At 72.2% G+C, this 19,796-nt stretch carries 17 protein-coding genes and 1 pseudogene; 7 read left to right on the top strand and 11 right to left on the bottom strand.

Annotated elements, in window-relative coordinates:
• Positions 1 to 262 precede the first annotated feature (262 nt).
• A complete protein-coding gene (locus HPY23_RS12225) occupies positions 263 to 1,390 on the top strand; it encodes an FAD-binding domain-containing protein (protein WP_236012742.1) in 1,128 nt (375 codons plus the stop codon).
• A gap of 63 nt (positions 1,391 to 1,453) precedes the next feature.
• Here the strand turns inward: HPY23_RS12225 and katG are convergent, their stop codons facing one another.
• The 7 genes from katG to HPY23_RS12190 all read right to left on the bottom strand — a co-directional run bounded on the left by katG (position 1,454) and on the right by HPY23_RS12190 (position 8,611).
• Positions 1,454 to 3,763 (bottom strand): catalase/peroxidase HPI, encoded by a 2,310-nt coding sequence (gene katG / locus HPY23_RS12220; RefSeq protein WP_200601826.1) that lies wholly within the window; start codon positions 3,761 to 3,763, stop codon positions 1,454 to 1,456.
• Between the two features lie 276 nt (positions 3,764 to 4,039).
• Positions 4,040 to 4,654 (bottom strand): MerR family transcriptional regulator, encoded by a 615-nt coding sequence (locus HPY23_RS12215; RefSeq protein WP_175540073.1) that lies wholly within the window; start codon positions 4,652 to 4,654, stop codon positions 4,040 to 4,042.
• A 32-nt stretch (positions 4,655 to 4,686) separates the two neighbouring features.
• Positions 4,687 to 5,004, bottom strand: a complete 318-nt coding sequence (locus tag HPY23_RS12210) for an integration host factor subunit alpha (RefSeq protein ID WP_091754730.1) — start codon at positions 5,002 to 5,004, stop codon at positions 4,687 to 4,689.
• Between the two features lie 133 nt (positions 5,005 to 5,137).
• Positions 5,138 to 6,115: a beta-ketoacyl-ACP synthase III gene (locus HPY23_RS12205; protein ID WP_091890489.1), complete on the bottom strand. Its 978-nt coding sequence runs from the start codon at positions 6,113 to 6,115 to the stop codon at positions 5,138 to 5,140.
• 29 nt (positions 6,116 to 6,144) lie between these two features.
• The gene (plsX, locus tag HPY23_RS12200; RefSeq protein ID WP_060846503.1) at positions 6,145 to 7,179 is read right to left on the bottom strand and encodes a phosphate acyltransferase PlsX; all 1,035 of its coding nucleotides are present in this window, start codon (positions 7,177 to 7,179) and stop codon (positions 6,145 to 6,147) included.
• Positions 7,180 to 7,385: 206 nt separating this feature from the next.
• The gene (locus HPY23_RS12195; protein WP_091890492.1) at positions 7,386 to 7,892 is read right to left on the bottom strand and encodes a YceD family protein; all 507 of its coding nucleotides are present in this window, start codon (positions 7,890 to 7,892) and stop codon (positions 7,386 to 7,388) included.
• Positions 7,893 to 8,053: 161 nt separating this feature from the next.
• On the bottom strand, positions 8,054 to 8,611 hold the full coding sequence (locus HPY23_RS12190; protein WP_091890495.1) for a ubiquinol-cytochrome C chaperone family protein: 558 nt from the start codon (positions 8,609 to 8,611) through the stop codon (positions 8,054 to 8,056).
• Positions 8,612 to 8,834: 223 nt separating this feature from the next.
• On the opposite strand from HPY23_RS12190, the gene HPY23_RS12185 reads away from it, so the two are divergent.
• Positions 8,835 to 9,299, top strand: coding sequence for an outer membrane protein assembly factor BamE (locus HPY23_RS12185; protein WP_060846506.1), 465 nt, complete (start codon positions 8,835 to 8,837; stop codon positions 9,297 to 9,299).
• A 351-nt stretch (positions 9,300 to 9,650) separates the two neighbouring features.
• Here the strand turns inward: HPY23_RS12185 and HPY23_RS12180 are convergent, their stop codons facing one another.
• Positions 9,651 to 11,510, bottom strand: a complete 1,860-nt coding sequence (locus HPY23_RS12180) for an ABC transporter ATP-binding protein (RefSeq protein ID WP_200601824.1) — start codon at positions 11,508 to 11,510, stop codon at positions 9,651 to 9,653.
• 124 nt (positions 11,511 to 11,634) lie between these two features.
• Here HPY23_RS12180 and HPY23_RS12175 point away from each other — a divergent pair, with 124 nt between their 5' ends.
• The 4 genes from HPY23_RS12175 to HPY23_RS12160 are packed head-to-tail and all read left to right on the top strand — an operon-like array spanning position 11,635 to position 15,154.
• On the top strand, positions 11,635 to 12,123 hold the full coding sequence (locus HPY23_RS12175; RefSeq protein WP_091890498.1) for a tRNA (cytidine(34)-2'-O)-methyltransferase: 489 nt from the start codon (positions 11,635 to 11,637) through the stop codon (positions 12,121 to 12,123).
• An 8-nt stretch (positions 12,124 to 12,131) separates the two neighbouring features.
• Positions 12,132 to 13,028, top strand: coding sequence for an oxygen-dependent coproporphyrinogen oxidase (gene hemF, locus HPY23_RS12170; RefSeq protein ID WP_236012741.1), 897 nt, complete (start codon positions 12,132 to 12,134; stop codon positions 13,026 to 13,028).
• An 8-nt stretch (positions 13,029 to 13,036) separates the two neighbouring features.
• On the top strand, positions 13,037 to 13,945 hold the full coding sequence (locus HPY23_RS12165; protein ID WP_091890502.1) for a DMT family transporter: 909 nt from the start codon (positions 13,037 to 13,039) through the stop codon (positions 13,943 to 13,945).
• A 33-nt stretch (positions 13,946 to 13,978) separates the two neighbouring features.
• The gene (locus tag HPY23_RS12160) at positions 13,979 to 15,154 is read left to right on the top strand and encodes a vWA domain-containing protein (RefSeq protein WP_091890505.1); all 1,176 of its coding nucleotides are present in this window, start codon (positions 13,979 to 13,981) and stop codon (positions 15,152 to 15,154) included.
• Positions 15,155 to 15,167: 13 nt separating this feature from the next.
• Here HPY23_RS12160 and HPY23_RS12155 read toward each other — a convergent pair whose 3' ends face one another.
• The 3 genes from HPY23_RS12155 to HPY23_RS12145 form a co-directional block, all read right to left on the bottom strand.
• Positions 15,168 to 16,232: a methyl-accepting chemotaxis protein gene (locus HPY23_RS12155; protein WP_276530185.1), complete on the bottom strand. Its 1,065-nt coding sequence runs from the start codon at positions 16,230 to 16,232 to the stop codon at positions 15,168 to 15,170.
• Between the two features lie 297 nt (positions 16,233 to 16,529).
• Positions 16,530 to 16,850 carry a 2Fe-2S iron-sulfur cluster-binding protein gene (locus HPY23_RS12150; RefSeq protein WP_091890508.1) on the bottom strand — a complete coding sequence of 107 codons (321 nt, stop codon included), beginning with the start codon at positions 16,848 to 16,850 and terminating at the stop codon, positions 16,530 to 16,532.
• Between the two features lie 139 nt (positions 16,851 to 16,989).
• Positions 16,990 to 17,307, bottom strand: coding sequence for an Hpt domain-containing protein (locus tag HPY23_RS12145; protein WP_060846513.1), 318 nt, complete (start codon positions 17,305 to 17,307; stop codon positions 16,990 to 16,992).
• A gap of 444 nt (positions 17,308 to 17,751) precedes the next feature.
• Here HPY23_RS12145 and HPY23_RS12140 point away from each other — a divergent pair.
• Positions 17,752 to 19,796: pseudogene (locus HPY23_RS12140) on the top strand (hypothetical protein); the annotation flags it as partial.

Here is a 19,796-nt window from a genome sequence, read left to right as displayed (position 1 = left end):
GCCGCTCCTGGCCGCCACCTCGCCCCTGCACGGCCACGCGCCCGGCTGCGCCGCCCTGCGCCACCGCCTCGCCGGGATGCTGGCCCGCGGCGACACCTTGCGGCTGCGGGAGGCCCTGCTCGGACGTACGGCCCGGCGCCTGGAGGCCTCGGCCCTGCCGGGAGAGCCGTGACGCCGGCCGGTTGCGGCCGATCCGCCCAGCCCGGCCGCCGGACGTCCGCCACCCCCTGGCGCGCGTCGCGCCCGGACTAGTTTTCGCGGCATGTCCCATCATGCCATGACCCGGGCCGCCGGCCTCGATCGTCTCGCCGGCTTCCTGTCCGGCCCCGGCGCCGACTACGCCGCCGCCCGCAACACCGATCCCGGCCGGGACGGGGCGCCGACGACCTCGTGCCTCTCGCCCTACCTGCGCCGCCGGCTCCTGACCGAGGAGGAGGTCGCGCGGGCCGCGGTCTCGGCCTTCGGGGAGCGGGGGGCGGAGAAATTCGTCTCGGAGATCTTCTGGCGCACCTACTTCAAGGGTCATCTCGAGACCCACCCGGAGGCCTGGGCGGGCTACCGGGCCGGGCGAGAGGCCGCGAGGGTGCGCCTGTCCGACGAACCGGGCCTGCGCCGGACCCACGAGCGGGCGATCGCCGGCGAGACCGGCATCGACGGGTTCGACGCCTGGGCGGCGCAGCTCGTCGCGGACGGCTTCCTGCACAACCACGCCCGGATGTGGTTCGCGTCGATCTGGATCTTCACCCTGCGGCTGCCCTGGGAGCTCGGCGCGGCGTTCTTCCTGCGCCACCTCCGCGACGGCGATCCGGCGAGCAACACCCTGTCCTGGCGCTGGGTCGCGGGACTGCACACGCGGGGCAAACCGTACCTCGCGAGGCGCGACAACATCCGCGAGTTCACGCGCGGCCGCCACGATCCCGCCGGCCTGAATGAGGGCGCCGCCTCGCTGGACGAGGAGATGCCACCCCGGGAGGCGCCCCTGCCGCCGGCCGACACCGCGCCCGACGGGCCGGTCGCCCTGCTCCTCCACCTCGACGACCTGAACCCGGAGACCCTGCCCCTCGGCGCCGCCCGGGTGATGCGCGTCGCCGGCCTCCTCGTCTCGGCCGAGGAGGCGTGCGAGACGGTGCGGGCAGCGGACGCGGCGGCGATGGCGGATGCGCTGGCCCGGGCGGCGGCGCATTTCGGCTGCCCCGTGGAGCCGATGCGGGACGGCTGGGCCGGCGATCTGCCGGTGGCGACGCCGTACGCCCCCGTCGGCCCCTCGGCCGATGCCCTGCCGGCGGGCTGCCGCCGGATCCGGCGCGACTGGGACGAGCGGGCCTGGCCGCTGTCGAACCGCGGCTATTCGCGGCTGCGCGGCGCGATTCCGAAGCTGATGGCACCCTGACGGTACGAGGTCCCCTCTCCCGGGCGGGAGAGGGGATGCGTCTTCACGGGAACGACGACCCGCTCACGCGGCCTTCGGCGCCCCGGCGTCGTTGCGCTTCGCGTCGTAGCGGTCGAGCATCATCAGCTTGTGCCAGACCTTGACGAAGTCGCGCACGAACCGCTCCTGCCCGTCGCGGCCGGCATAGATCTCCACCACCGCCCGGAGTTGCGCGTTCGCGCCGAAGACGAGGTCGCAGCGGGTCGCCGTGAACTTCGTCTCGCCGGTCTGCCGGTCGTCGAGGGTGAAGGCGTGGCCCGCCCCGTCGGTCTTCTTCCACTCGTAGTCCATGCTGGTCAGCACGGTGAAGAAGTCGTTGGTGAGCGCGCCGACGCGGTCGGTGAAGATCCCGTGCCGCGAGCCGTCATGGTTGAGGTTGAGCGCCCGCAGGCCCCCGGTCAGCACCACCCATTCGGGCGCGGTCAGCGCCAGGAGGTTGGCCTTGTCCAAAAAGACCTCCTCGGGCGCGACGCGGCCCTGGGTGATCTCGGCGAAGGACGGATCGACGTAGTTGCGGAAGCCGTCGACCAGGGGCTTCAGCCACTCGAAGCTGTCGGCGTCGGTGAGCGCGTCGGTGGTGTCCATCCGGCCCGGCACGAACGGCACCGGGGTCGCGGTTCCGGCTGCCTTCGCCGCCTCCTCGACGGCGGCGCAGCCGCCGAGCACGATCAGGTCGGCGAGCGAGACCTTCTTGCCTCCGGCCGCCTTGCCGTTGAACCCGGCCATGATGCCGCGCAAGCGCTCGATCACCGGCAGGGTGCGACGGTTGACGGTCCAGCCCGATTGCGGCGCGAGCGCCAGCCGCGCGCCGTTGGCGCCGCCGCGCTTGTCGCTGTTGCGGTAGGTCGCGACCGACGAGAAGGCCGTGAAGGCGAGGTCGGAAACCGACAGGCCGGTGGCCAGGATCTCCGCCTTCAGGGCGGCGATGTCGGCCTCGTCGATCAACGGATGGTCGACCGGCGGGATCGGATCCTGCCAGAGGAGATCGTCCTCGATCTTGGTCTCGGGGCCGACATAGCGCTCCTTCGGGCCCATGTCGCGGTGGGTCAGCTTGTACCAGGCCTTCGAGAACTGGAGCGTGAAGTAGTCGAAGTCGGACAGGAACTTCTCGCAGATCTCGCGATAGACCGGATCGGTCTTGAGCGCGATGTCGCTGGTCATCATCATCAGAGGATGCGACTTGCCCGGGATGTGGGCGTCGGGGGTGCGCGGCGCGTCCGGGTCGGTCGGCTCCCATTGCAGGGCGCCGGCGGGGCTGCGGGTCTGCTTCCACTCGAACTTGAACAGGTTCTCGAGGTAGCTGTTGTCCCAGGTCGTCGGGTTCTGCGTCCACGAGCCCTCGATGCCGTTCGTCATCGTGTGCTCGGCCGCGCCGGAGCCCTCCGGATTGTGCCAGCCCAGGCCCATCGCCTCGATCGGGGCGATCTCCGGCGGCGGGCCGATCCGGTTGGCCTTGACCATGCCGTGGCTCTTGCCGAAGGCGTGGCCGCCGGCGATCAGCGCCACGGTCTCCTCGTCGTTCATCGCCATGCGGGTGAAGGTCACCCGGATGTCGCGGGCCGAACCCATGGGGTCGCCGTTGGCGTAAGGGCCCTCCGGGTTGACGTAGATCAGCGACTGGTGCGAGGCGGCAAGCGGGTTCTCGAGGTCGTAATCGGCCTCGCCGTTCTTTCCGCGCCAGCGCTTGTCGCGGTTGACCATCTCGTCGAACGACTTGACGTTGGTCGGGTCCCACAGCTCGGGGCCCCAGTAGGTCGCGTTGTCCGCCTCCCAGGCATCCTCGCGGCCGCCGGCGAAGCCGTAGGTCGGGAAGTTCATGATCTCGAGGGCGATGTTGCCGGTGAGCACCATCAGGTCGGCCCAGGACAGGGCGCTGCCGTATTTCTGCTTGATCGGCCAGAGCAGGCGGCGCGACTTGTCGGTGTTGCCGTTGTCCCACCAGCTGCTGATCGGCGCGAAGCGCTGCAGGCCCTGGCCGGCGCCGCCGCGGCCGTCGGCGATGCGGTAGGTGCCCGCGGAGTGCCAGGCCATGCGGATCATCTGCGGGCCGTAATTGCCGTAATCGGACGGCCACCACGACACCGAGCTGGTCAGGAACTGCCTGATGTCGCTCTTCAGCGCCTCGTAGTCGAGCGACGCGAAGGCCGCCCGGTAATCGAACTCGGCTCCGAGCGGGTTCGCCTGCGGGCCGTTCTGGTGCAGCGTCTCGACGCGCAGGCGGTCGGGATACCACTGCTCCAGGGTCGGCGGCGTCGCCTGGGCGCCGCCGACGCGGTCGCCGCCGAACGGGCATTTGCCGGACAGGACGTCTTTATAGGTTTCCACGCCGTCGATCCTTCTGTGCCGATCGCGCTCGGGCGATCGGGAGGGGCGAGCGGGCGGCTCCGGTACGGGAACCGGGCCGCCCGCGAAGTCGCGCGCTGATGGGTCTGGGGCACTATACTGGTACAGGGTATCAGAAGCGGATCGCCGTATCGGGCGTCGGACGAAACCGACCTCCGCACCGAGCGTGAACGACGACCCTTCATCCCGAACCCGAACCGACCATACGGTGCGCGGACGCAGATAGGCGCCGCTTCCGTTGCGGCCACTAAATTCGCGTTCACCGCGTCACGGCGTCTCGGCTGGACATGCCTGCGGGCTCGCGGCGGCGACGGTCGCGGGGTCGGAGCCGGACGGCGCGGTGCGCGTCGGCTGTCCGCCCGCCCCGTCGGCCGACGGGGCGGGCGGATGGAGGCCTGCGAGAAGGCGCCGGCATGCCCGCAAGTCGTCGAGGACGGCGGTCAGGCTCGCCCGGTCGGCGCGGCCGAGCGGCAGCGGGGGCGCGGCCTCCGGTTCCGGCTCGTGGTCCGATTCGACGAAGGCCGGGGCGACCTGCTCGCCGCGGCCGACCGCCTGGACGAAGCGCATGCCGCGCTCGCGCAGGACCCGCTGGGCGCCCCGGATCGTGTAGCCCTGGCCGTAGAGAAGCCGGCGGATGCCGCGCAGGAGGTCGACGTCGTCGGGACGGTAGTAGCGCCGGTTGCCGCCGCGCTTGAGCGGGCGGACCTGGGTGAAGCGCGTCTCCCAGAACCGCAGCACGTGCTGGGGCAGGTCGAGATCCTCGGCGACCTCGCCGATGGTGCGGAAGGCACCGGGCTCCTTCTCGGGCAGGAGGGCCCGGCCGGGGGCGTCGGCCCCGCCGGCCTCCGACCCGTCGTCGCCCTCGATCGGCATCCCGGTCATCGGCCCGATCCCGCGTCAGCCCGTGCCTCGGTTCAGGCGTCGTCCTCGTCCGGGGCGGCGTCGCCGTTGATCCGGGCCTTGAGCACGTTCGAGGGCTTGAACACCATCACCCGGCGCGGCTCGATCGCCACCTCGACGCCGGTCTTCGGGTTGCGGCCGACCCGCTTGCCCTTGTCTCGCACCACGAAGGAGCCGAACGAGGACAGCTTCACGGTCTCGCCGGAGGACAGGCAGCCGCAGATCTCGGACAGGACCGTCTCCACCAGGGCGGCGGATTCCGTGCGCGACAGGCCGACCCGCTGGTAGACGGCCTCGCTCAGATCGGCCCGCGTGACCGTCTTGCCTGCCATCGTGCTGCTCCCCCGGCGGCTGATTCACGAACTAACGTATGTCTATGATCGCGCACGCTAATCGGCGTTGCGCGCCGGGTCAACCGGGCGTCCGGCGGGATCCCGGATAGTTTGCGGGTCGACCGGTGCGGGCCTACCAGCGGATCAGCGCGCTGCCCCAGGTGAAGCCGCCGCCGATCGCCTCGATCATCACGAGGTCGCCGCGCTTGATCCGGCCGTCGCGGCAGGCCGCGTCGAGGGCGAGCGGGATCGAGGCCGCCGAGGTGTTGCCGTGGCGGTCGACGGTCAGCACCACCTTCTCGCGGGCGATGCCGAGCTTGTCGGCCGAGGCCTCGATGATGCGCCGGTTGGCCTGGTGGGGCACGAACCAGTCGAGGTCGTCGGCGGTGGTGCCGGTCGCCTCGAAGGCTTGCGTCACCACGTCGGTGACCGAGCCGACGGCGAAGCGGAAGACCTCCTTGCCGACCATGCGCAGCTTGCCGGTCGTGCCGGTCGAGCCCGGGCCGCCGTCGACGTAGAGCTTCTCGCGGTGGCGGCCGTCGGAGCGGAGCTGGCTCGTCAGCACGCCGCGGTCGCTCGCGAGGCCCTCGCCTGCTTGCGCCTCGAGCACCAGGGCGCCGGCGCCGTCGCCGAACAGCACGCAGGTGGTGCGGTCCTCCCAGTCGAGCAGGCGCGAGAACGTCTCGGCACCGACGACGAGGGCGCGGGTGGCCGCTCCCGTCGCCAGGAACTTGTCGGCGGTGGCGACCGCGTAGACGAAGCCGGCGCAGACCGCCTGGAGGTCGAAGGCGGCACCCGTCTGGATGCCGAGCCCGGCCTGGATCTGGGTCGCCGTCGACGGGAAGGTGTGGTCCGGCGTCGAGGTCGCGCAGATCACGAGGTCGATCGAGGCGGCGTCGATGCCGGCATCCTCCAGGGCCGCCCGCGCCGCCTTGATGCCGAGCACCGAGGTCGTTTCGTCGGGTTGGGCGATGTGGCGCTGGCGGATGCCGGTGCGCTGGACGATCCAGTCGTCCGAGGTGTCGACCCGGGCGGCGAGGTCGTCGTTGGTGACGGTGGTCCGCGGCAGGTAGGAGCCGCAGCCCCGCACCACCGAGCGAAGGCGGGTCATGATGCGTTCTCCTTAAGCCGAGGCGGTCGTCACGCCGACGCCTGGGCCGGCGTCGCGTCGAGGCGCTCCCGGATCGTCCGCATCAGGTCGTGACGGGCCATGTCGTAGGCCAGATCGATCGCCGCGGCGAAGCCCTCGGCGTCGGCGGCGCCGTGGCTCTTGATGACGATGCCCTCGAGGCCGAGGAACACGCCGCCATTGGCCCGGCTCGGGTTCATCTTCTCGCGCAAGGCCCGGAAGGCGCCGCGGGCGAACAGGTAGCCGATCTTCGCCATCAGGGTCCGGCCCATCGCGCCCTTGAGGTAAGCGGCGATCTGCTTGGCCGTGCCCTCGGCGGTCTTGAGCGCGATGTTGCCGGTGAAGCCCTCGGTCACCACCACGTCGACGGTGCCGCGGCCGAGATCCGTGCCCTCGACGAAGCCGTGATAGGCCAGCCCCGCCAGGTCGGCTTCGCGCAGCATCCGGGCGGCCTCCTTGACCGCCTCGTTGCCCTTCATCTCCTCGGTGCCGACGTTGAGGAGCCCGACCGTCGGCCGGTCGAGGTCGAACACGATCCGGGCCATCGCGGCGCCCATCACCGCCATGTCGACGAGGTGGTTGGCGTCGGTGCCGATCGTCGCGCCGACGTCCAGCACCACGCTCTCGCCGCGCACCGTCGGCCACAGGCAGGCGATCGCCGGCCGCTCGATGTGCGACATCGTCTTGAGGCAGATCTTCGACATCGCCATCAGGGCGCCGGTATTGCCGGCCGACACCGCGGCGTCGGCCTCGCCGTCGCGCACCGCCTGGATCGCCTTCCACATCGACGACTTGCCGCGGCCGGAGCGCACCGCCTGGCTCGGCTTCTCGTCCATCGCCACCGACACGGCGGTGTGGCGGATCTCGACCGCGCCCTTCAGGCGCGGCTCGGCCGCGACCAGGGGAGCGAGCACCGCCTCGTCGCCGAACATCAGGAACGTCGTCTCGGGGTGGCGCTCGCGGGCGAGCCCCGCACCGGGCACGACCGTCGAGGGGCCGTGATCGCCGCCCATCGCGTCGAGCGAGATGCGCACTCTCTGGGACATGGGGGTGTCGAACAGCCTCTCGGATCCGCCGCGGGCAGAGCGCCACCGGATTTGGGACTAACGGCCGGATGCCGTCCAGGGGGTCCGCGGCGCGGCGGAAAATAGCGACACCGCGCCGGGCCGCAAACGAATTCTGAAGGCTTTCTCGCACCAAGCGTCCAGGACCGGCGCGAGAATCCCGGCCGCGCTCGCGGCCGGGCGCCCCGTCAGGCCTCGTCGCCCTTGAGGGTCTGGAGCGCCGCGAAGGGCGTCTCCTCCCCGGCATCCGCCGGAGCCTCGAAGGCGACGCCGGGCTTGCGCGGATAGGGATCGAGGCCGAGCGCCAGGAACTCCGCCGCGAGGCTGCCGAGGTCGATGCGGCCGTTCACGATCGGGTCGGGGATCTCGGCATCCTCCGCGGCGGTGCCCGCGAAGGCGTCCTGGTCGGCGAAATCGACGTCGACCTCCTCGGACACGGTCGTGTCGAAAGGCTCCAGCGTGACGACGCAGGTCTGAGTCAGCGCCGATTCGACGGTGCCGGTGACCTGAAGCCGGTGGAGCGAGCCCGAGAGCCGGAAGGTCGCGACGAGCCGGGCGATCCCCGGCAGGCCGAAATCTCGGGCGAGCGCGGCACGCTCCTCCTCGCCGGCCTCGACGGTGACGGGCTGGCCCGTCCGCAGGGTGCGCTCGACCAGGATCGGACGGGAGAACGGGCCGACGCTGTCGGGGGTCATGCTGGCTCCTTTGGGGATCCTGGGGTGGTGGGGCGCCGCGCCGGCGCCGCAGCGGGGGCGCGCGCTTCGCGGCTTCGCCCGAGATGCGTCGCGCGCGGTCCCGGCGCAAGGGCCCCTGAAACGGGCGGCCACGCTACCGGACGCTCGGCGCGGCCGTACCGTCAGGACCGTGCGGCGGTGCCGGCGAAGCGCGCCGGGTCGGGCAGGACGGGGCCCTCGGCCATCAGCGCGTCGAGGTCGGTCGCGGCGAGCCCCGCATCCGCCGCCCCGACATAGGCGGCGAGGCCGCGGGCCGCCTCCGGCTCGTCCCGGGCGAGCACGTTGCGGGCGAGCGACGCCGCGAGCGCGTCCGCATCGCCCGCGTCGAGGGCGGCGTCGTAGGCGGCGGCCCGGCCGTAGAAGGCCTGGGCCAGCTTCTTCATCCGCTTCGACACGCCCATGTCGCCGACGCCGAGCTCGCGCAGGGACGAATCGAGCTGCTCGAACACCGAGTTGACGAGGTCCTGGGCGATGTCGGCCGCCGGGGCCGGCAGGCGGCGCAGGTGGCGCAGCACCAGGACGACGTGCAGGCACAGGGCCTCGAACCGGCCTTCGACCGTGTCGGGCACGCCGAGGTCGAGGTAGAGCGCCGGGACGCGGGCGCCCGCATTGACCCGGCTGTGCAGCGCCTGGATGGCGCGCTCGCGGGAATCCTCGCGGCGGAAGGGATTGCGAATCATCTCAAGCTCTCGATTGTCCCGCGCGCACCCCGACGGGGACGGAGCCGGGCACGCCCCGCCCGCCGCACCGGGTCGTCACACCCCTGGCCGAACACCCGTGGCGGAACCTTGGCCGTGCCTTGCCAACGCCACAACCCCGGGGTACGGCAACGGTCGCTTCTCGCGCAAGGTCGCCAACCGGCCGGCCGATACACCGTCCCGTACACGTTTCCCCGAGGTCTCGATGCCGCGCCGCTTCACACCGTCGCTTCTCCGCCTCGCCGCGGCCGGCCTGATCGGTCTGTCGGCCGCGGGCTGCGTGATCGGCGAAGAGTTCCGGCACGGCTACATCATCGACGATGCCGCCGTCGCCCAGGTCCGCCCCGGCGCCAGCGCCGAGCAGGTGCTCCAGCTCCTCGGCACGCCGACCACCGTGTCGACCGTCGGCAACAAGTCCTGGTACTACATCAGCCAGAACACCCAGCGCACGGTCATGTTCCTGGGCGAGCGCCCGAGGGACCAGCGCGTCCTGGCCGTCTACTTCAACGCCGGCTTCAAGGTTGAGCGCGTCGCCCTCTACGGCGAGCAGGACGGCCGCGTGTTCGACTTCATCTCCCGCACCACGCCGACCAGCGGCGGCGAGCAGGCCTTCCTCGGCCAGCTGATGCGCGGCCTGACCAAGTTCGAGCCTTTCGGCAACGCTCGGTAATCCTCGGATCTCTGCGCGACGGGCCGGGCGTGTCGCCCGGCCTTTCGTTTGCCTGGGGATGACGCGGGACCGGGCAGGAGGCGAACCGCGTCGCAGGTCCGGGTTCGAGGCAAGAACGATCCGTTCGGAGATCGAGCGCAGGTTTCCCCCTCTCCCCGCGGGCGGAAAGAGGGCTGTGCTTCCGTCCAGGAAGCGCAGCAAGCGGAGGCGAAGGTCGGAGCGAGGGTGAGGGGGTCTCAACGGATGAGGCTCCCCCGGCACTACCCACTCACCCTCGCCCTGCAGGCTTGCTGCCGACCCGACAAGGGGTCGTCAGCCCTCTCCCCGCTCGCGAGGAGAGGAGATTTCCCCCTACTCCGCCGCCGCCCGCTCCGCGTCGTCCCCCAGGAACCCGCCGGACTGGCGCGCCCAGAGCCGCGCATAGAGCCCCCCGGCCTTGACGAGGTCGGCGTGGCGCCCTTCCTCGACGATGCGCCCTCGATCCAGGACGACCAGCCGGTCGAGCGCCGCGATGGTCGAGAGCCGGTGCGCGATGGCGAGCACGGTCTTGCCCTGCATCAGCCGGTCGAGGGAGCCCTGGATCGCCGCCTCGACCTCGGAATCGAGGGCCGAGGTCGCCTCGTCCAGGATCAGGATCGGCGCGTCCTTCAGGATCACCCGGGCGATGGCGATGCGCTGGCGCTGGCCGCCCGACAGCTTGACGCCGCGCTCGCCGACCTGGGCGTCGTAGCCGCCGCGGCCCTTGTGGTCGGAGAGGTCGCGGATGAAGGCGTCGGCGTGTGCGGCACGCGCCGCCGCGACGATCTCGGCCTCGGTGGCGTCCTCGCGGCCATACGCGATGTTGTCGCGGATGGTGCGGTGGAGGAGCGAGGTGTCCTGCGTCACCACGGCGATCTGGCGGCGCAGCGAGTCTTGCGTCACCGCCGCGATGTCCTGCCCGTCGATCAGGATGCGCCCGCCCTCGAGGTCGTGCAGGCGCAGCAGCAGCGAGGTGAGCGTGGTCTTGCCCGCCCCGCTCGGGCCGACGAGGCCGACCTTCTCGCCGGGCGCGATGCGCAGGGTCAGGTCCTCGATGATCCCGCCCTCGGCCTTGCCGTAGTGGAAGCTCGTGCCCTCGAAGCGAACCTCGCCCCCGGTGACCGCGAGGTCGCGGGCGTCCGTGCGGTCGGTGAGCGCGTGGGGCCGGGCGATGGTCTGCATGCTCTCCTGGACCGTGCCGATATGCTCGAACAGGCCGCGCACGGTCTGCATCACCCAGCCCGACATCGCGATCAGCCGCAGCACCAGGGCGAGACCCGCAGCCCCCTCCCCGGTCGTCATCTGGCCGCGCGACCAGAGCGCCAGCACCACGCCGGCGGTGACCACGATGAGGATGCTGTTGAGGAGCGAGAGCGTGCCGGTCACCGCCGTGATGAGCCGGAACGAGTGCAGGTAGGCGTCGGTGTGCTCGACCGTGGCGTTGCGCACCGCCGAGCGCTCCTCGCGGTCGCGGGCGAAGAGCTTGACGGTGAGGATGTTGGTGTAGCTGTCGACGATGCGGCCGACGAGGGCCGAGCGGGTATCGGCGACCTGGAGCGAGCGCGCCCGGGCGCGGGGCACGAAGTAGGCCGTGAGCCCCGCATAGGCCAGGATCCAGACCAGCACGGGCAGGACCAGCCACGGGCTGATCGAGCCGAACAGGCTCACCGCCGTGACGGCGAAGATCGCGACGTAGAGCAACGTGTCGATGACCACGACCGCGAGTTCGCGCACCGCGACCCCGACCTGCGTCACCCGGTTGGCGAGGCGCCCGGCGAAGTCGGCCTGGAAGTACGACAGGGCGTGGCCCAGGGTGTAGAGGTGCGTGCGCCAGCGGATGAGCCCGGTGGTCTGCGGCACCACGAGTTGGTTCGAGATCGCCTCGTGCGCCCAGGCGAGGAGCGGCCGGACCACCAGGATCAGGGCGGCGGCGAGCATCAGGCCGGTGCCATGGTCGCGCCACAGGGTCTCCGGGCCCGACCGGGCCAGGATGTCGACGAACCAGCCCATCAGCAGGTAGAGCGAGGCCTCGACGCTGCCGGCGGTGAGCGCCGTCACGAACAGCACCGCGAGCGGCTTGCGCACCGGCCGCAGGTAGAACCAGGCGAAGCCCGCCACCGTGCCGGGCGGACGCTCGGCCTCGTCGAAGGGCGCGAAGGGATCGATGCGGCGCTCGAGCCAGTCGAGGAACATGCGGGCTCCCGTGAGGATCAGGGCCTTCAGCTATGCGGTGGGCACCGCCCGCCAACCGAGGGGTGATGCCGCAGGCGATCCGCCGGGCTATGTCGGGGGACACGACCCGACGCCTCCCGGACCCATGCTGCGCCTCGCCCTCTACCAGCCCGACATCCCGCAGAACACCGGCACGATGCTGCGGCTCGCCGCCTGCCTCGGCGTCGCCGTCGAGATCATCGAGCCGGCGGGGTTCGACGTCTCCGACCGGCACCTGCGCCGCTCCGGCCTCGACTACCTCGACCACGTCGCCATCACCCGCCACCGCTCCTACGCCGCCTTCGACGCCTGGCGGCGGGAGGCCGGGATCCGGCTGGTGCTCGCCACCACCGCCGGCTCGGTGCCCTACACGACGCATGCCTTCGCGGACGGCGACTGCCTGATGGTCGGGCGCGAATCGGCCGGCGTGCCCGAGGCGGTCCACGCGGACGCCGACGCCCGCGTGGCGATCCCGATGCGGGCGGGCCTGCGCTCGCTCAACGTCGCGGTGGCGGCCGGGATGATGCTGGGGGAGGCCCTGAGGCAGACAGGCGGCCTCGCGGGGCCTTGGCCCGGGCCCGGCGCTGTGGGATGACACCAGCCATGACCGAGCCCGCTCCCGACCTCGCCGCGCTCAAGGCCACGGCGACCACCTGGTTCTCCACCCTGCGCGACCGGATCTGCGCCGCCTTCGAGGAGATCGAGGCGGAGGCGACCGGTCCCTTCGCCCCCGAGGCCGGCGGGCCGGGGCGGTTCGAGCGTACGCCCTGGCAGCGCACCGACCATTCCGGCGCGGCCGGCGGCGGCGGCACCATGGCGATGCTGCGCGGCCGGGTGTTCGAGAAGTGCGGCGTCCACGTCTCGGCGGTGCACGGCGAATTCGCCCCGGAGTTCCGCGGCCAGATCCCGGGCGCCGCGGAGGATCCCCGCTTCTTCGCCACCGGCATCTCGCTCATCGCCCATCCGTGGAACCCGCACGTCCCGACCGTGCACATGAACACCCGGTTCGTCGCCACCACCAAGACATGGTTCGGCGGCGGCGCCGACCTGACTCCGGTCCTCGACCGGCGCCGCACCCAGGACGATCCCGACACGGTGGCGTTCCACGCCGCCTTCGAGGCGGCCTGCGCCAAGCACCCGGCGGCCGACTACGCCCGCTACAAGGCCTGGTGCGACGAGTACTTCCACCTCAAGCACCGCAACGAGCCGCGCGGCATCGGCGGCATCTTCTACGACTACCACTGGACCGGCGACACCGAGGCCGACCTCGCCCTCACCCGCGAGGTCGGGCAGGCCTTCCTCGGCGTGTATCCCAGGATCGTGCGGCGCAACCTCGCCACCCCCTGGACCGAGGCCGACCGCCACGAGCAGCAGGTCCGGCGCGGCCGCTACGTCGAGTTCAACCTGCTCTACGACCGCGGCACGATCTTCGGCCTGAAGACCGGCGGCAACGTCGCGTCGATCCTGTCGTCGATGCCGCCGACGGTGCGGTGGCCTTAAGGCTCTCGGTGAAGCCCCTCCCCGACCTCGTCGCCGTCGTTCTGTGGATGGCGGGCGCGCTCCTGTCGTTCTCGGCCACCGCCATCGCGGTCCGCGAGGTGGCGCCGGCGCTCGGGCTGTTCGACATCCTGGCGGCCCGGGCGGCGGCAGGCGTCGCGATCGTCGGGACGGTCGCGTTCCTGCGCCGCCGGCCGCTGCCGGCGCGGCGGATGCGCCTGCACCTCGCCCGCAACCTCGTCCATTGGGGCGGCAACTACGCCTGGTCGTACGGCGTCACGCTCCTGCCGCTCGCCGTCGTCTTCGCCCTCGAATTCACCACGCCGGCCTGGGTGACGCTGCTCGCGGTCGTGATCCTGCGCGAGCGGCTGACCGCGAGCCGGCTCGCCGCGGTCGTTCTCGGCTTCCTCGGCGTGCTGGTGGTGCTGCGCCCGGGCGTGGCGGCCCTGCAGCCGGCGAGCCTCGTGGTGCTGCTCTCCGCGGTGATGTTCGCGCTGACCGCGGTCGCCACCAAGGCGCTGACCCGGACCGAGAGCGTGCTGTCGATCCTGTTCTGGATGAACCTGATCCAGCTGCCCCTCAACCTCGTGGCCGGCCGGCTCCTGCCCGGGGTGCCGGCCCACCCCTTCGAGGGGCACCACGCCCTGGCGCTGGCGGTCCTCTGCATCGCCGGCCTCACCTCGCATTGGTGCCTGACCAGCGCCTACCGGCGCGGCGACGCGATCCTGGTCATGCCGCTCGACTTCCTGCGCATCCCGCTCATCGCGGTGCTGGGCTGGCAGCTCTACGGCGAGACCCTCGACCCGTGGCTGTTCGTCGGCGCCGGGCTGATCGTCGGCGGCATCGTCTGGAACCTCGCCGCGGAGGCGCGGCGTCAGGCCCCGGCGCCGGTCGCCGAGGAGGCGGCGAAGGGGGCTTGACCCGGGGACGGCGCTCGCGCGTTGATCGGCGCCATGCTGCTGTCCTTCTTCACCGCGCTTCGCGCCGCCAAGGTCCCGGTCTCGCTGCGCGAATACCTGACCCTGCTCGACGCCCTCGACCGCGACCTCGCCGACAAGCGGGTGGAGGATTTCTACTACCTCGCCCGCACCGCCCTGGTGAAGGACGAGCGCAACCTCGACAAGTTCGACCGGGTGTTCGGCCAGGTCTTCAAGGGCGTCGTCAGCCTGGGCGAGACGGTGGAGCCGCAGGCGATCCCCGAGGAATGGCTGCGCAAGCTGGCGGAGAAGTACCTCACCGAGGAGGAGCGGGCGCAGCTCCAGGCGCTCGGCTGGGACAAGCTGTTCGAGACGCTCAAGCAGCGGCTGGCCGAGCAGAAGGAGCGCCACCAGGGCGGCTCGAAATGGATCGGCACCGGGGGCACCTCGCCGTTCGGCGCCTACGGCTACAACCCGGAAGGCATCCGCATCGGCCAGGACGGCAACCGCAACTTCCGGGCGGTGAAGGTCTGGGACCAGCGCACCTTCAAGGACCTCGACGACTCGGCGGAGCTCGGCGCGCGCACCATCCGGCTGGCGCTGCGGCGCCTGCGCCGCTTCGCCCGCACCGGGGCGGCGGAGGAACTCGACCTCGACGGTACGATCCGGGAGACGGCGCGCCACGGCATGCTCGACCTGCGCCTGCGGCCGGAGCGCCGCAACGCCGTTAAGGTGCTGCTGTTTCTCGATGTCGGCGGCTCGATGGACTGGCACGTCGAGCTGGCCGAGCAGCTCTTCTCGGCGGCGCGCTCGGAGTTCAAGCACTTCGAGCACTTCTACTTCCACAACTGCCTCTACGAGAAGGTCTGGAAGGAGAACCGGCGCCGCCACACCGAGGCGACGCCGCTTCTCGACGTGATCCGCACCTACCCGTCCGATTATCGCGTGGTCTTCGTCGGCGACGCCGCGATGTCGCCCTACGAGATCGCGATGGCGGGCGGCTCGGTCGAGCACTGGAACGAGGAGGCCGGCAAGGTCTGGCTGAACCGGGTCCTCGATCACTTCCCGAAGGTCGCCTGGCTGAACCCGGTGCCGCAGGCGCAATGGGGCTACACCCAGTCGAACGCGATGATCCGGCAGATTTTTTCCGACCGGATGTACCCGCTGACGCTGGAGGGCATCGACCAGGCGACGCGGGCGCTGCTGCGCTGACGGCGCCCGGGCCTCAGCCCGCCGCCTGCACGATCACCCCGTACCAGCCGAGACCCCGGTAGGTCTCGTAGCCGGGAGTGCGGTGGTAGGCGACGCGGCCCTCGCCGCCGGGCGCCGGCACCACCCCGCTGACCGGGTCGTCGATGCCGAGCCGCAGCAGCTCGCTCAGGAGGCCTCTGCCGTCGCTCGCCGCGATTACCCGGTGCGCGGCGTCGACGAGCAGCACCCGCGTGCGGGCGCGGTCCTCGGGTGCGACCCGCACGCCCTCGACGATCGCCCGCGCCTGCGGCGCCCAGTCGAAATGCACCGCCAGCACCCCGATCGGCCGGCCCGACGCCTCGCCGCCCTCGCGCAAGGCGGCGCCGTAGGTCGCCACCTGGGCACCGCCGAGGCGGGGCTCGGCCCGGATGTCGGCGGCCGCGTACGCGTCGCCCGAGAGGGACGCGGCCTGACGGAACCAGGGCTCCTGCGCCACGCTCTGGCCGCGCAAGCCAGGGAACCGGTCGGGACGGCCGGTGGCGAGGATGCGGCCGTCGAGATCGCACAGCCAGATGTCGAGATAGACCGTGTAGGCGGACAGGATGACGCCGATGCGCTTCCCGGCATGGGCGGCCGCCGCCTCGTTCGGCTCCGCCGCGCAGGCCACCAGGGCCGCGTCGGTCGCCCACCAGCGCACGTCGCAGGTCCGCTCGTAGAGGTTGCGGTCGATCAGCTCCACCGCGTTGAGGGCGAGGTCGACCAGGCGCTCGCCCTGGGCCCGGGTCACCAGACGGGCGACCTGATCCTGGAGCCCGACGATCTGCCCGTCGACATCCGCCTCCAGTTCCCGGGCCAGCCCGGCGATTGCGTCGCCGACCGCGCCGACCTCGTTGGCCACCACCGTGAAGCCGCGGCCGTGCTCGCCCGCCCGGCTGCTCTCGATCCGGGCGTTGAGGGCCAGCATCTTCACCTGGCTGGTGATCCGGCGGATGCGCTGCGTCTTGTCGTGGGCGGCCTTCCGAAGGGTCGTCGCCGCGGTGGCGATACCCGCGAGGGAGCACGCCTCGCGGGCCCGATCGTCGACCGTTGCAGGGGCCAGATTCGTCACACGCGCCTCCCCGCCCGGCGATGCCGGGAACGGGGACGATGATCGGGCAAAGACGCTTAATAAGTCATAAGATCGGCGCGTAGCGCCCAAATATCGCGACAGTCTTGCCGGCGGTCCTGCCGTTGCGTCCGCACGCGAGACTTGCACCTCACAAACGACTCGCCTCTTGCGACGCTTTTCGTACCGTTCCATCGGCATCGGCTCGATCACGAGGCCGGATCGAGCGGATGGGGAGGGCCGGCGCTGAAAGATCCGTCCTCAGGAATCCGGACCGCGGGCCGCGATTCGTCAGCCCTGGCGGGCCGGGGTCGTGATCGTCAGGCCGTCGAGCTCGGGCTTGAGACGGATCTGGCACGACAGGCGCGAGGTCGGCCGCACGTCCGATGCGAAGTCGAGCATGTCCTGCTCCATCGGCTCGGCCGGGCCGACGGCCTCGGCCCAGTCCTCGCCGACATAGACGTGGCAGGTGGCGCAGGCGCAGGCGCCGCCGCATTCCGCGTCGATGCCCGGCACGTTGTTGCGGATCGCGGTCTCCATCACGGTCGAGCCGACCTCGCCCTTCACGGAGCGGGCCGTGCCGGCGGCATCGACGTAGGTGATCTGGACCATCTGGGACTCCGGAAGCCTCGAGCGCGGCCGCGGATCGGACGAGGACGCGGCGGGGCCTGATTGGCGGCTGGCGCACCGGAAAGCAAGCGCGCCGTGCGTCGCGCGGCACTCCGGTCGCGCCTGCGCCGCCCGCAGGCCGTCAGATCAAGGCCAGGGTCTCGCGCACGGCCTCCGCCAGGGCCGGCGCGAGGGAGTCGGCGGCTCCGGCATCGCCGTCCCGCACGGCCGTCTCGATCCGTCCGGCGAGAGCGGCGACCCGAGCGGCGCCGACTCCGAGAGCGGAGCCCTTCAGCGTATGGGCTAGGTCCGCCCGCGCCGCGGGGGAGAGGGCGGCATCGAGGATGCCGGGCAGGAGCCGCCCGCATTGCCCGGAGAATAGCGCCAGCACCTCCCGGGCGAGGTCGTCGTCGTCGAAGGTCTGGCGCGCCAGGTGCGCGCGGTCGAGGAGGGGCTCCATCGGGGCGTCTCGTTGAGGCCAGCGGGGTCGCGACGCGTCGGATTCCGCAAGGACGCGCCGCGCGCAAGACCCGCGGCGCGGCGCCCGAGGGCGGACGGCCCTCCCCGCGATCTGTTCCCGGCAAGGCGGTGGAGGCCTGTCCACAGCCGGATGCGGGCCCGGCGGGGCTCTCCGTGCGGCGGTCAAACCCCAGATTCTGCGGCAGGATAGCGGCGGCGCGGGAGCGCGCCCGGAGGCATGGTAACCATTCCCTTAAGCTTTTTGGGAGGGTTCGCGCCGTCCGGGTATCCCGCTGGTACTCCTTGCGTCTAAGGTTCTCGTGGTAAACCGCTGAGATCGCGTCGGCTGGCGGCACGGCGCGGGTTTCGCGGGATCTCGGGGATGATGCGGCGCGGCGGCTCGTGAGGGCCGCCCGGCGGCGTTCACGGCGTAACGGGGCGTTCGATGGCGACGGAAAAGAAGCTCAAGGATCCGGCGGAAGCGGCGCTGTCGGCGATTGAGCAGGCCCTGAACCTGGACCATCCGGCCGGGGGTCAGGAGTCCCGGTCGCCGGACGCCCGCGCCCTCGACGGGACCCTGGAGGGGAGCCGGGTCGAGCCGCGCCTGCCCGACGTGCACGATGCCGACCCCCTCGCCGCCGCCGGGCGCGAGCCGGCCTTCGACGGCAGCGCCCTGCCCGGCCCGCGCGACGGCCGCCGCGACGGCGGGCTGCTGCCGCCCGACCGCTCGCTCGTCGCCAACGACGACCGCCGCAGCGTCGGTGCCCTGCAGCAGACTTTGCGGGTCGAGCCCTCCCGCGCCCCCTACGCCGTCGCCAGCCTCGCCGCGCTCCTCTGGCTCTCGGGCTTCGCCGCGCTCGCCTGGGCGCAGTCGGGCGGGGACCTGCGCGGCCTTACCGCCGGGCTGACCGGCCTCCAGGGCGCCATCGGCGCCGCGGCGGTGCTCGCCCCGGTGATGCTGTTCTACATCGCCGCGATGCTGGCGGTGCGCGCCCAGGAGATGCGCCTCGTCGCGCGCGCCGTCGGCGAGGTGGCGATCCGCCTCGCCGAGCCGGAGGGTTTTTCCACCGATGCGGTCCTGACCATGTCCCAGGCGGTCCGCCGCGAGGTCGCGGCGGTCGGCGACGGCGTCGAGCGGGCGCTGGCGCGGGCCGGCGAGCTCGAGACCCTGGTCCGCGGCGAGATCTCGACCCTTGAGCGCGCGTACTCGGACAACGAGATCCGCATCCGCACCCTCGTCGACGAGCTGGTGGCCCAGCGCGAATCGATCGTCGCCAATGCCGAGCGGGTGCGCGGCGCGATCCAGGGCTCGCATCAGAACCTGACCCAGGAGCTCGACACCGCAGCCGAGCGGATCGTCACCGCGGTCGACGGCGCGGGCGAGCGGGTGACGCACGCCCTCGGGGCCCGCGGCGAGGCGATCACCGCCGCGCTCGGCGAGCGGGGCGACGCGGTCACGGTGGCGCTCGCCGCCGCGGGCGAGCGGGTGGTCGAGGCCGTGGCCGGCCGCGGCGACGACCTCGTCCAGCGGCTCGTCTCCACCAGCGAGGGCGTGAAGGCCGATCTCGACGGCGTCGGAGAATCCCTGAGCCGCGCCCTCGAGAGTCGCGCGGTCGAGGTGACGGAGGCGTTCGAGCGCACCGGCGGCCTGCTGACCCGGACGCTGGCCGAGAATGCCGGCGAGGTCGCCCGCACGCTCGCGGAGACCGGTGCCGGCGTGATCGAGGCCCTCAACCGCGAAGGCACGCAGGTCCGCGAGACCTTCGAGCGTTCGGCCGTCAGCCTCGAGGAGCGCTTCCTCGCCCGCGGCACCGACCTCACCGAGCGCTTCGCCGAGACCGGCGCCGGCATCACCGAGCGCTTCGCCGCCTCCGGCAGCGCCATCGCGGCGCATATCGCCGATCGCGGCATCGCGCTGCGCGAGGAGATCGAGCAGGCCGGCACCGGCGTCGCCGCGGCGATCGGCGCCCGCGCGGCCGAGGCCGAGGCCGGGCTCGCCCGCGCCAGCGACGGCGTCATCACCGCCTTCGGCGACCGGGCGATCCGGGTGCGCGACGACCTCTCGACCCTGGTCGAGGACGCGGCGCAGGCGCTCGGCGTGCGCGGTGCCGACCTCACCGCCCGCCTCGAGGAGACGATCGGGCGCGTCGAGGAGGTGCTGATCGGACACGGCGGCAGCCTGGAGCGCAACCTCGACCGGACAGGCGAGCGCGTCGCCGCCCTGGTGAGCGAGCGCACCGCCGAGGCCGAGGGCCGCATCGAGCAGGCGCTCGGCGGCCTCGCCGCGGCCTTCGACGCCAAGAGCCGCGACCTCATCGAGGGGCTCGACCGGCGCACCCAGGAGACCGAGGCGGCCCTGTCCGTCGCCGCCGACACCCTCCAGCATCGCTTCGCGGACCGTACCGCCGGCGCCGGCGAGGCCCTGCGCCGCACCGCCGACGAGATCGCGACCGACCTCGACGCCCGCGCCGTGGCGCTCTCCGAGCGCTT

It is taken from the genome of Methylobacterium ajmalii (assembly GCF_016613415.1).
In the GTDB taxonomy this organism is placed as follows: domain Bacteria; phylum Pseudomonadota; class Alphaproteobacteria; order Rhizobiales; family Beijerinckiaceae; genus Methylobacterium; species Methylobacterium ajmalii.
This window is presented reverse-complemented; position numbering and strand designations above follow the sequence as displayed.